This window comes from Polaromonas sp. (genome assembly GCF_035638815.1).
Taxonomy (GTDB): Bacteria; Pseudomonadota; Gammaproteobacteria; order Burkholderiales; family Burkholderiaceae_C; genus Polaromonas.
The window spans coordinates 119196-131165 of sequence record NZ_DASQZG010000013.1 but is presented as its reverse complement, the minus strand read 5'-3'; the positions used below and the strand labels follow the sequence as shown (position 1 = coordinate 131165).

The window sequence follows — 11970 nt, the reverse complement described above, 5'->3', positions numbered from 1 at the left end:
CCCAGAGGCAATGTCCGATGTACAACGTCAGGCGGCCGAGGCCTTGATTGCCGGCCCGCGTAAAGCTGTGTTCGGCCCTTTTATCCCCCTGCTGCGCAGTCCCGAACTCATGGAACGGGTTGGAAAGGTTGGCGAGTACCTGCGCTTTGACAGCATTCTGGAGGTTCGCATTCGGGAGTTGACGATGTGCCTGGTGGCGCGTCATGTATCCAACCAGTTTGAATGGCTGATGCATGCGCCGTTGGCGCTCAAAGCGGGTGTACTGCAAACCACGCTGGACGCCATTGCTGTTGGCAAACACCCGCACAGCGTTGCGGCTGATGAAGCAGCGGCGGTGGACCTGGTCACCGAGCTTTTGCAACACCATGGCGTCTGCGATGCGTCCTACGCCGCGGCTCTCACCGCGTTCGGTGAGCAAGGCGTTGTAGAGCTGACAACGCTGGTGGGCTATTTTGCGATGGTGTGCTGGGTGATGAATGTGGGGCGCACACCGACGCAGCCGGTCGCCGGTTTCAGCGCTCTGGATGCATTCCCGGCCTGAAGCCTCTACAGGGCGCTCAGTACCCGCTCCGCGCTGATATCGTTCAGGCAGCGAGTGTGTCCCAGCGGGCACTCGCGTTCAAAACACGGCGCGCAGTCCAGCGGCGGCTGGTAGCTTGCATCGTTTTTCAGCCAGAGCACGGTAGCCCGCTCATTCAGCGGCGGTGTGTGCAGCGGACTGGACGAACCAAAAATGGCCACCTGCGGCACCCCAAACGCGGCAGCCACGTGCATGAGGCCGGAGTCATTACTCACCACCCCCCTTGCACCGGCAATGGCACACAGCGCCTGCACCAGCGTGGTTTTGCCGGCAAAGTTCAAACACTGGCCTTGCTTCACGCCATTGGCTGGCGCGGCGATGTCATTGCACAGCGCCGCCTCCTTGCCGGAACCCAGCAGCACCACGGGCAAGGGCAGCTTGCTGGCCAGCCCGGCAAAGTGGGCAGCGGGCCAGCGCTTGGCCGGCCCGTACTCGGCACCCGGTGCGAAAACGTAATAGGCGCCGCGCTGCAAGCCCAGGCCGGCCAGCGCCTCATCCACCTCGCCTGCAGGCAGTTGCAGCTCGGGCCGATCTGACTCAACAGCGGTGTCGCCACTGAGCGCAGAATAAAAAGCCACCATAGGGGGACGATTTCCCTTGGCAGGATTTTTAAGCCGGTGGGTCAGCAAGCCGATGCGCGCCTCGCCGAGATACCCAATACGTTTGGGAATGCCTGCCAGCAGCGGCAGCAAGGCACTTTTGAGTGAGTTGGGGAGCACGTAAGCGGTATCAAACTGCCCACTGATGCGGCTGGCGAGTGCGCGGCGCGCCCTGAGCTGCAAGCCGCCGTGGGCAAACGGGAATTCGATGACCTCTTTCACCTGCGGCATCGCGCGGTACACCGGGGCGACCCAGGGCAAAGCGCCTACGGTGAGTTGCTCACCGCGCGCATGAAGCCGCCGCAGCAGCGGCTCGGTCATCACCGCGTCGCCGATCCATTGTGGCGCGATGATTAAGGAAGCCCCCCCGAAGCGGCCCCCGGCCGCCTCCCCCTCAAGGGGGCGCCGCTGGCGGCCCGGCAAAGCCGGTTCCGCGGCGGCCGCTTGAAGGGGACGGGACACGTTAGTGGCCAGCGCCGACGTGCTCGCCGTCCTTGAGTTTGTACACCGTACTGCAATAAGAGCACTTGGCCTCACCGGTGCGCGCGACATCCAGGTACACCTTGGGGTGGCTGTTCCAGATAGCCATGTCAGCCTTTGGGCTGGGGCAATAAACGCCGCCATGCGAATTGAGGTCCGTGGCCAGCAGTTCAACGGTGGAAGTAGTACTCATGATCAGACTTTCGCTAACCAGTGGGCGTATTTTGGGTTGCGTCCGTTGACGATGTCAAAAAACGCGGTCTGGATTTTTTCGGTGATGGGGCCGCGCGAGCCGGTGCCGAGTTCAATGCGGTCCAGCTCGCGGATGGGGGTGACTTCTGCGGCGGTGCCCGTGAAAAAAGCTTCGTCGGCGATGTAAACCTCGTCGCGTGTGATGCGCTTTTGCACCAGTTCCAGGCCCAGATCCTTGCAGATATGCAGCACCGTGTTGCGCGTGATGCCGTTCAAAGCACCAGCCGACAGATCCGGCGTGTAGACCACGCCACCCTTGATCACAAAAATGTTTTCGCCCGCGCCTTCGCTGACAAAGCCCGAAGCGTCCAGCAGCAGCGCTTCGTCGTAACCGTCGTCCAGTGCCTCCATGTTGGCCAGAATGGAGTTGGTGTAGTTGCTCACGGCCTTGGCCTGCGTCATGGTGATGTTGACGTGGTGGCGCGTGTAGCTGGAGGTCTTCACGCGGATGCCGCGCTTCATGCCTTCTTCGCCCAGATAGGCGCCCCAGGCCCAGGCTGCGACCATCAGATGGATGGTGTTGCCTTTGGGGCTGACGCCGAGTTTTTGCGAACCTATCCAGGTCAGCGGGCGGAGGTAGCAACTCTCAAGTTTGTTCTCGCGCACCACGGCTTTTTGCGCCTCCATGACTTCTTCCTTGCTGAAAGGAATTTTCATGCGCAGGATCTTGGCGCTGTTGAACAGGCGTTCGGTGTGTTCTTCCAGCCGGAAGATGGCTGTGCCACCAGCGCCGTTGTAGGCACGCACACCTTCAAAGGCGCCGCAGCCGTAATGCAGGGTGTGGGTCAGGACGTGGATCTTGGCGTCACGCCAGTCCACCATCTGGCCGTCCATCCAGATTTTGCCGTCGCGGTCTGCCATCGAAGGGGGAAGGGGTGCCATGTGCGAAATCCTCTGTGCTGCCTGTCGGCGTTTTGTCTTGTGTTGTCTTGTAAGGCCGGTGGACCGGGCAAGCCCGAACACCCGAAACGATGATTTTAAGCGGCGGGCGGAGGCGCGGTGGATTCTTCCATGACCGGGGGGCGAAACAGCGCGTGCTCGGTGAGTTTTCCGCCCGCAAAGGTACAGGTCACCGAGGAGCCAGAGGCATCCGTCCAGCGAAACACTTCGGGTTGCGCATCCTTGGGGGACAGCAACTGCCCGAGAGCGCGTGTCATGGCCACCACATGCAACAGCGTGAAGCCGGGCCTGAGCTTGGCGTTGAGCATGACGGCGCTGTCCACATGGCCGATAGGCCGGGTGCTGGCGCGCCTGAGCACCTGCATCATGCGGGTGAAGTTGAGCAAGACCCACATGACGAGAGCGCCTGCGGCCGCAGCAACGCCAGCCCACCCGTAGAAGCGGTAAGCCAGCAGCACAAGCGCAACGCCCGCTATCGGGACAAGAATTTTCTGGAAGTTCATGGCGCTATTTTCGCAGGGCCGCAAAGCCAATGGCTGCGGGGAGTGCGTAGGGAGCCGCCAGCAGCCACGTGAGCGATAACTTCAAACGTTTTTGGCACTTTGCCCTTTGAGGACGTCAATAGTTCGCTACAAATTACATAGCAATTACCCAGCCACCGGCCGCCTCAGGGCTCAGTCAAGGAGCGTCTGAGTCGATCGAGCAGCGGCTTCAGCAGGTAATTCATTGCCGTGCGTTCCCCGGTGCGCACAAAAATTTCCGCCGGCATGCCCGCCCTGATTTCATTTTTCTTCAGCTTGACCAAACCGTCCCCGGTGACGTCGATCGAGGCCTTGAAATAGGACCTGTTTGTTTTCGGGTCCAGCAACACATCAGCGGAAACCTGGGTCAACCGCCCGGCAATCCGGGGCGTACTCACCTGGTCAAATGCCGTAAACAAAATGTCCACCGGCAAACCCGGCTTGATCTTGTCGATGAGATGCGGGGGGATTTGCGCTTCAATTTTCAGGGCTTCGTCGCGCGGCACAATTTCCATCAGCGGGCTGCCGGCCGGCACCACGCCACCCACCGTGTGCACCGCAAGGCCCATGACCACTCCTGTGGCGGGTGACCTGATCTCGGTGTTCAGCACATCAAACTGCAAACCCTCCAGCCGGCTACCCAGCGACGATGCGTCGCGCTGGACATCCGAGAGCTGAGCCTCCACTTCCTTGCGAACGTCCTGCTCGCGCGTCACCATGCGGATTTTGATCTCGGCAATTGCCTGCCGGCTGCGGCCTATGCTGCCGTTGTCTTCGGCAATTTCTCCCAGCATGGCTGCGTTGGCGCGCTCCTGGTCCAGCACGCGGCTGCGCGGCATAAATCCGTCGTCGGCCAGATTGCGCAAATTTTTCAGCTGCTCCTGAAGAATCTTCGATTGTTCTTCCTTGGCTCGCCGGGAGGCCTCCGTTCCGGCCACCTGGTGCTCCAGCCCGCGGATGTTTTCTCTCATGGCCGCCAACTCACTGCTCAAGGATTTGCGTCGGGTCACAAACAGCTGTTCTTGCAGCGCCATGGCTGCGAGCGCCCGGGGGTCAGATTTTTCGTTTGTCAGTGCTGGTGGGAACTCCGGCGCTTCACGCGCTGTACGCTCTGCCGCCAGACGAGCCTCTGTGGCCAGGCTGGTAAACAACTGGCCTTTGTAGATGTCCAGCTGGGACTGGCTCTGCGTCCCGTCAAAACGTATGAGTACCTGGCCTGCCGCGACCTGATCGCCGTCTTTGGCGAGAATCGCCGCAATCTTGCCAGGCACCATGGGCTGCACCACCTTGCGGCTTCCGGTCACCACAACTGTACCCGGTGCCGAAACACCTGCGTCAAGCGGCGCAAGCAGGGCCCAGGTTAAAAACCCGCCAAAACCGAGGACCAGCAACCCCCAACCCCAGCGCTGTGGTCGCGAGCTGTCCGTGTCGACAAAGACCGGCACATCGAGGTCGACGGAGCCCCGCATGGAAGGTTCAGGCGTCAAGACGGTTCTCTTTTGTATTGACGGGGCGATGCAGCGTGGCTGACCCGCTACGCGGCACGGCTCTGAGGGTTGCCGCCGCAGGCCCAGCCACCGCAAGCGCCCGCATGGCTGAAAGGACCTCGGCCCGGGGACCATAAGCACGCAAGGTGCCGTCAGTCAGCACCATGATTTTTTGAACCGCATCCAGCGATGCGGTGCGGTGGGTGATCAATATCGTTGTGGTTCCGCGCGCGGTCAACTCGGCGATGGTCGCTGACAGGGCCTTTTCACCCGCATCGTCCAGATTTGAATTGGGCTCATCGAGCACTACCAGTGCCGGGTCACCATACAAGGCACGCGCCAGACCAATGCGTTGCTTCTGGCCGCCCGACAGTGCGCTGCCGCCGACACCCAGCGGCGTGTCGTAACCCTCGGGCAAACGCAAAATCAGCTCATGCATGCCTGCACGCTGCGCTGCGTGGACCACCTTTTCAGGATCCAGCTCGCCAAAACGCGCAATGTTTTCTGCGACCGTGCCATCAAACAATTCGATATCCTGCGGGAGATACCCCAGATGAGGTCCCAGCTGATCCTTGTTCCACTGATGAAGGTCGGCGCCATCCAGGCGCACCGTCCCTGCGGCGGCTGGCCACACACCGACCAACAGACGAGCCAGCGTGGACTTGCCCGCCCCGCTGGCGCCGATGATGGCAACTGACTCCCCGGCGCCGATCGAAAAACTGAGGTTTTTCAGAATGAGCTGCCTTGAAGATGGAGCCGTCGCCGCGACCCCTTCAAAACGCACCGATCCTTTCGGTGCAGCCAGCGGCATGCCATGTTGCCGAACCGGGTAGTTATTCAAGAGCTCCCTGATGCGTGCATAGGCTGAACGCCCGGTAATGATCTGCTTCCAGTTGCCCACCAGCATTTCAACCGGGGCCAGAGCCCTGCTCACCAGGATGGAGGCCGCGATCATTCCGCCCGGGGACAAGCGACCTTCCAGCACCAGCAAGGCACCAAAGCCCAGTGCCAGGGATTGCATGGTGATGCGAATAAATTTGGTAACGCCGTTCATCACTGCAGCCTGATCGCTGGCTTTGGCCTGAAGCTGAATCTGCTTTTGATGCAGCCCATGCCAGCGGCGTCGAATTTGCGGCAGCATGCCCATCGCCTCAATAACCTCGGCGTTACGCAAGTGGTGGCTCAAGTCGAGCTGCGACTGGGCGCTACACCTTTGCGCTTCGTCAAGCCAGGGTTTGGAGATTTTTTCATTCACGATGGCCAGCGCGCCAAGCAGCAGGGCACCGACCAGGGCAAAGACGCCGAGCTCGATCGAGAAAAGCGAAATCACAATCAGATAGATCGGCATCCACGGCGCGTCGAACAAGGTCAGCAGCGCAGGCCCGGTCAGGGTCTGTCGCAAGGTATCCAGGTCAAGCATGGGCTGGGTGGTATTGCTGCCCGGCTGCGCGAGACTTCGATCGAAGGTGGCGTTGAACACCGGCGCATGAAGCTCGGCATCCAGTTGCGCGCCCACCCTCACCAGTACCCAGGTGCGAATGGCCTCCAGTGCGCTCATGAACACCACGGCGCCCACCAGCAAGACGGTGAGAACAACCAGAGTGGTTTCATTGCGACTTGCCAACACCCGGTCATAAACCTGCAGCATGTAAAGCGACGGCGCGAGCATCAACAGGTTTACAAACCCGCTGAATATGGCGACGGTCACAAAGGCCCCGCGCAGTTTGCGCAGGGCGGATGGCAACTCGTCTCGCGGCGGGCGGTGGGGATCAGATCGGGAAGTCATGGACATTCGCTAAAGCTTCTGCGCGCCGACCTTGATGGGCGGGGCCACAAGGGCATCACGTCAACCCGGGCAATGCGCGCGGGCTGACGGCCAGCAACTCTGCACAAGGCCTGTTACGCCACCCAGTCAGCCATGGTCACTGTGACGGCCTGACCCACCAGCAGAACGCCGGTTTCGGTACCAGACGTAGAGCTGTACTGGTCATAACCTGCCGTAGCTGAGGCTTCGCGTCGCCAGTCGGTGCCGATCTGCAACTCATCTCCGGCATCACCATCAACGATAAGGGTGTTACTTTCAGCGGAAAGCGCCAGCATCTGAGCCATAGACATACGCACCGTCGTGGCGCTGCCGTTGCCCATGTCCACGCCCTCGATGCCGGTCAGACTCGTGCCCGCAAGACCGGAGAGATTCAGAAAGCCCAGGTCCGCCGCCAAATGAAGGGTGTCGGCGCCACTGCCCCCCGCCACAAGCTCCTGTCCGGAATGGATGGTCAGGATGTCGTCGCCGCCGTTGCCAACCATTGTGTCCAGCCCACCCATGCCGTCAATGCTGTTGTTCGAATCATTGCCCTGAATCACATTGGCCAAGGTATTTCCCTTTGCCACAACGCCGGTCTGGCCGATCAGGGTCAGGTTTTCAAAGTTGTCTTGCAGAGTGTGGCTGATGTAGCTCTGCACGGTGTCAGTGCCCTCGTTGGCTGCCTCCCAGACGAAGTCACCGATGTCGTTCACGATCATGGTGTCGCTGCCCAAACCACCAAACATCTGGTCCTGGCCCAGCTCGCCATTTAAAAAATCGTTGCCGGAGTGACCATACAGGACGTCGTTGCCGTCGCTACCGCTCAGGACGTTGTCGCGGGTGTTGCCGATGATGCGGTTGGCGAGGGTATTACCGTTACCCATAAGGCCTTCGTCGCCGATCAGGACGAGGTTTTCAACGTTGGCGGTCAGCGTATAGCTGATATAGCTCTGCACGGTATCGATGCCTTCACCCGCGTTTTCGGTGACCTGATCGCCCAGGCTGTTGACGACCATTTCGTCGTTACCTGTGCCGCCGGCCATGCTGTCATTGCCAAGCTCGCCGTTGAGGAAATCGTTGCCCGCACCGCCGGTCAACTGGTCATCTGCACCTTGAGCAAAGATGGCGTCGTCGCCGCTGGTTCCGGTCAGTACATCGTTCCCGTCGGTGGCTGTTCCGGACGGCGGCGGGCCGGACTGCACGTTGGCATTGATTTCATCTGTGCCCCAGGTGCCGTCCTGAAAGCTGATCTCTGCATCGGGATAAACGCCGCTGGCGGCATTTGCAAAGTAGCCCTCCACCCTGATGGTGTCGGCAGTACCGTTTACGGCAAGCACCAAGTCATTGTTGAGCCGGGTGAGCGTGATCTCACCGGTCAGCAGACCGCGGTTGGTAGCTCCCGGAGTTTGGTCGTTGTAAAAACCGAGGCGTATCTCGCTACCGCTGTCGAAAGTGCCGCTGCGGATCACGTCCTGGCCATCGCCGCGTTGAAGCAGATAGGTATTCCTGCCCACGCCACCGTCAAGCAGGTCGTTGCCAGCGCCGCCGACCAGAAAATCACTGCCTTGATCACCTCTCAAGGTGTCATTGCCGGCGCCGCCATAAATGGAATCGTTGTCAACGCCTCCATCGAGAACATCATCTCCCGCTTCGCCCAGCAAATTGTCATTGCCGGGGCCGCCCAGCAAATAGTCATTGCCGCTGCCCCCATAAATATTGTCAGCACTTCCCAGGCCGTCGATCGTGTCGTTCCCGCCGCGCCCACTGAGGGTATCCGGGCCGGACGTGCCCTGGATCACCAGATCGCCGTCGCCTGGCGGGCCAACCGGTGCGCTATCAAACACGGCGGCGCTCCATACCGTACCGTCACCGAACACTGCTTCCGTGACAGGCTTGTTGGCCGCTGTGAAGTAGCCGACGATGGAGAGTTTGTTGTTTTGGGCGCCGTTGATATAAAAATGGAGGTCATCGCCCTCGTGGGTGACCTGCACTTCAGAAGGTGCAATCCCTGCAGCAAAGCGGACCTGGTTGGCCTCGCCCGCCACGGCTGTTTCAACGACCTGGTCCAGCCCCGAATTGCGTCCAAAAAGATAGTCGTCATCACCGGCGCCGCCGTACAACACATCGCTGTCACCGCCGCCGTCGAGCACATCGTCTCCGCTGCCGCCGTGTAAGGTGTCTACTCCGCGTTGACCGTTGAGTTGGTCGTTGCCCGCGTCGCCATACAGCACATCGTTTCCGCCACCGCTACCGATGGACTGATCGCCCCAGATCACATCATTGCCATCGCCGCCGTGGACGACATCATCTCCGGTAGAACTGGAAAAGGAATTGGAGCCGTAGAAATAGGCGTAGTCACCCTCGATGTAATCATTGCCTGCACCACCGTTCAAGGTGTCGTTTCCGGTGTTATTGCCGAGGATGCGGTTGTCGCCATCGTTGCCCGAGGCGGAGAGGTTGTTGAACCGCCCGATCAGAGTCAGGTTCTCGACGTTGGCGGGAAGGACGTAAGTACCTGTGAACGAATCGTCCCGAAAGTACACGCTGTCATTACCCTCCCCCGCCTGCTCGGTAATGGTGTCGGTGCGGTCAATTTCGTAGCGGTCATCGCCTGAGCCGCCGAGCAGGCGGTCATTGCCAGCCTGGCCGTACAGCGAGTCATTGCCAAGCCCACCCCGCAACTCGTCGTCACCGCCGCCTCCGTAAATGATGTCGTTGCCCTCGAGCGCGTCGATGATGTCATTCTCCGCATCGCCAGTGATGACGTCGTCGCCGGAAGTCGGTGTGGGGGTGTAGCTCATGAGTGGTCCTGAATTGAAATAATTAATTCATTATGTAAACCGCTCGGTGCACCCGCGACGAAGTGCGACCGTAAATACCGTAAACCATTGTTCACAAGGCATCGTCTTACATGCTCGCAGCCAACCGTCTGGTCGATCCGTAATTGATGCGATGCGATTAGCCCTTCAAGCCATGGTTGAGCCAAGGACGGTCCGACCGGGAACCAGCTGCGTCAGCTGTGCTGTGGGTGTGGGTGTGGGTTTGGGTGTGGACTTTCAGCCCCACGATAGCCTTCGCCAGCTCTTACGAAGATTTTCAACGGTTTGCCCAGATGCGGCGGGCGCGGTCAGCTATCCTTTTAATAGCACCTCATTGCACACCAGTCCGTTAGTCCCGCTGCACAAATCCCATGGCGAGCGCATGGGCCCAATCGGGCCGCCCGCGCTGATGGGCAAGCTGCGCCATGGACGCGTGGTCGTATGGCACACAGCGCAAATCAACTTGCCAGCCCACGCTGCTCTGCTGCGCGATGGCGTAGCGCGCGTGGGGACTGCCGGTTTCTACGGCATGTTTAAACGGATGTTCGTCGTCATAGGCCGGCAGACCCACGCTGCCCGGGTTCACCACCGTGATGTTGGCGCCGGAGGGGGCCGTGACGCCAACCACGCGGGGAATATGCGTGTGGCCGCAAATGATCAAGCTGGCTCGCTCTGCATGGTCCCCGGCGCCCAGACGCTCGGTCATCTCCTGAGCAGTGGCCGCACGAACCCCTGTCGAGCCGTTGTGCCCGAAATCAGGCGTCACCGTTTCCAGCCAGTAGTGAAGGTCGCTTGACGGCGTGCCGTGACAGACAAACACTTCGTCAGAGAGCCACAGCGTAGGCGGGGCACCGGAAAGCCAGTCCCTGTGGGCTGAATTGATCTCACTTGCGGTAAACGCGTCACTGCGGTTCAGTCGCTCCGTCGGCAGCGTGAGCAGCTGACGCTCATGGTTGCCGGCAATCATCGGGATCTGACGCTCCATCAGCAGGTCTGCCGTGCGCGCCGACTCCAACGGGCCTCCCAGCGTATCGCCAGCGTTGATGATGATGTCGACGCCGTCACGATCAATGCGCGCCAGCACAGCCTTGAGTGCGGGCAAGTTGCCGTGGATGTCGGAAATGATCGCAATCTTCATGAAAGCCCCCTGAGCGTAATTTAGCTCAGGCTGCGCACCACTTCCATGGCTTGCTCTACCCGCTCAACTGCGTGAATGGTCAGACCTTCGATCGGTTTTTTGGGCGCATTGGCTTTGGGCACCACAGCCACGCTGAAACCGAGTTTGGCGGCTTCTTTCAGCCGCTCCTGACCGCGCGGCGCTGGCCGCACCTCTCCGGCCAGACCGACCTCGCCAAATGCAATAAATCCCTTGGGTAGTGGCTTGCCGCGCAAGCTGGAGGTGATGGCCAGCATCACCGACAAATCTGCCGCCGGCTCACTGATGCGCACGCCGCCCACGGCGTTGACAAACACGTCCTGGTCCATGCACGCAATACCGGCATGTCGGTGCAGCACTGCCAGCAACATGGCGAGCCTGTCCCGGTCCAGACCCACCGACAGGCGCCGCGGGCTTGGTCCCCCGCTGTCAACCAGCGCCTGAATTTCAACCAGCATGGGCCGCGTGCCCTCCAGCGTAACCAGCACGCAGCTGCCAGGCACGGGCTCGCTGTGCTGGCTCAAAAAGATGGCGCTCGGGTTGCTCACGCCCTTCAAACCCTTTTCGGTCATGGCAAAAACGCCGATCTCGTTGACGGCACCAAAACGGTTTTTGATGGCGCGCACCAGGCGAAAGCTTGAATGCGTGTCGCCTTCAAAGTACAGCACGGTGTCGACCATGTGCTCCAGCACACGCGGCCCGGCCAGAGCGCCTTCCTTGGTGACGTGGCCGACCAGCACGATGCACACGCCGCTGGATTTGGCCGCGCGCGTGAGGTGGGCCGCGCATTCGCGCACCTGGGCAACCGAGCCGGGCGCAGAGGTGAGCTGGTCCGAGTACACCGTCTGGATCGAGTCAATCACAGCCACTGCAGGGCGCGTGGCCTCCAGCGTGGCCAGGATTTTTTCGAGCTGAATTTCCGCAAGTACCTTGACTTGCGAGCCGTCCAGTCCGAGTCGACGTGAACGCAGCGCCACCTGCGCGCCACTTTCTTCGCCCGTGACATAAAGGGTTTCCAGCCCCGAGCGTTGCAGCGAATCCAGCGCCTGCAGCAGCAGGGTCGACTTGCCGATGCCGGGGTCACCACCGATCAGAACAACCCCGCCCTCCACAATGCCACCGCCCAAAACGCGGTCCAGCTCTTCGTGGCCGGTGGGCGTGCGCGCCATGTCGCTGGCTTCGATGTCGGAGAGCGTGGCAACTTCCGAAGGTTTGGCCAGGGAGGCAAAACGATTCTTCACCGGAGAGTTGCTCTCGGCCGCAGATTCAATCAGCGTGTTCCATGCGCCGCAGTGGGGGCACTTGCCCAGCCATTTGGGGTTGATGCCGCCGCACTCGCTGCAGGTGAAAATCGTCTTGTCTTTGGCCATGC

Annotated in this window: 10 protein-coding genes; 1 reads left to right on the top strand and 9 read right to left on the bottom strand. The window is 60.7% G+C overall.

Annotated features, from left to right (window positions below):
* Positions 1 to 541: carboxymuconolactone decarboxylase family protein (locus VE934_RS08720; protein ID WP_324886423.1), on the top strand; the 541-nt coding region annotated here is incomplete at its 5' end.
* Between the two features lie 5 nt (positions 542 to 546).
* Here the strand turns inward: VE934_RS08720 and waaF are convergent.
* The 9 genes from waaF to radA form a co-directional block, all read right to left on the bottom strand.
* The gene (gene waaF, locus VE934_RS08715; protein WP_324886437.1) at positions 547 to 1533 is read right to left on the bottom strand and encodes a lipopolysaccharide heptosyltransferase II; all 987 of its coding nucleotides are present in this window, start codon (positions 1531 to 1533) and stop codon (positions 547 to 549) included.
* 109 nt (positions 1534 to 1642) lie between these two features.
* Positions 1643 to 1852, bottom strand: a complete 210-nt coding sequence (locus VE934_RS08710) for a zinc-finger domain-containing protein (protein ID WP_324886421.1) — start codon at positions 1850 to 1852, stop codon at positions 1643 to 1645.
* Positions 1853 to 1854: 2 nt separating this feature from the next.
* Positions 1855 to 2793, bottom strand: coding sequence for a branched-chain amino acid transaminase (locus VE934_RS08705; RefSeq protein ID WP_324886419.1), 939 nt, complete (start codon positions 2791 to 2793; stop codon positions 1855 to 1857).
* Positions 2794 to 2888: 95 nt separating this feature from the next.
* Positions 2889 to 3314: a glycerate kinase gene (locus VE934_RS08700; protein WP_324886417.1), complete on the bottom strand. Its 426-nt coding sequence runs from the start codon at positions 3312 to 3314 to the stop codon at positions 2889 to 2891.
* A 164-nt stretch (positions 3315 to 3478) separates the two neighbouring features.
* Entirely contained in the window at positions 3479 to 4819 is a 1341-nt protein-coding gene (locus tag VE934_RS08695) for an HlyD family type I secretion periplasmic adaptor subunit (RefSeq protein WP_324886415.1), read from the bottom strand.
* Positions 4809 to 6605, bottom strand: coding sequence for a type I secretion system permease/ATPase (locus tag VE934_RS08690; protein WP_324886413.1), 1797 nt, complete (start codon positions 6603 to 6605; stop codon positions 4809 to 4811). The genes VE934_RS08695 and VE934_RS08690 overlap by 11 nt, the downstream gene beginning before the upstream one ends.
* 113 nt (positions 6606 to 6718) lie before the next feature.
* Positions 6719 to 9424 (bottom strand): calcium-binding protein, encoded by a 2706-nt coding sequence (locus VE934_RS08685; protein WP_324886411.1) that lies wholly within the window; start codon positions 9422 to 9424, stop codon positions 6719 to 6721.
* A gap of 367 nt (positions 9425 to 9791) precedes the next feature.
* Positions 9792 to 10580, bottom strand: a complete 789-nt coding sequence (locus VE934_RS08680) for a metallophosphoesterase family protein (RefSeq protein ID WP_324886409.1) — start codon at positions 10578 to 10580, stop codon at positions 9792 to 9794.
* Between the two features lie 20 nt (positions 10581 to 10600).
* Positions 10601 to 11968, bottom strand: a complete 1368-nt coding sequence (radA, locus tag VE934_RS08675; protein ID WP_324886407.1) for a DNA repair protein RadA — start codon at positions 11966 to 11968, stop codon at positions 10601 to 10603.
* Positions 11969 to 11970: the final 2 nt, after the last annotated feature.

What these genes read in the sequence shown, in the direction of transcription:
- VE934_RS08710 (WP_324886421.1), bottom strand. Translation starts at nt 1,852, where the DNA reads ATGAGTACTACTTCCACCGTTGAACTGCTGGCCACGGACCTCAATTCG.
- VE934_RS08705 (WP_324886419.1), bottom strand. Translation starts at nt 2,793, where the DNA reads ATGGCACCCCTTCCCCCTTCGATGGCAGACCGCGACGGCAAAATCTGG.
- VE934_RS08700 (WP_324886417.1), bottom strand. Translation starts at nt 3,314, where the DNA reads ATGAACTTCCAGAAAATTCTTGTCCCGATAGCGGGCGTTGCGCTTGTG.
- VE934_RS08690 (WP_324886413.1), bottom strand. Translation starts at nt 6,605, where the DNA reads ATGACTTCCCGATCTGATCCCCACCGCCCGCCGCGAGACGAGTTGCCA.
- VE934_RS08685 (WP_324886411.1), bottom strand. Translation starts at nt 9,424, where the DNA reads ATGAGCTACACCCCCACACCGACTTCCGGCGACGACGTCATCACTGGC.
- VE934_RS08680 (WP_324886409.1), bottom strand. Translation starts at nt 10,580, where the DNA reads ATGAAGATTGCGATCATTTCCGACATCCACGGCAACTTGCCCGCACTC.
- radA (WP_324886407.1), bottom strand. Translation starts at nt 11,968, where the DNA reads ATGGCCAAAGACAAGACGATTTTCACCTGCAGCGAGTGCGGCGGCATC.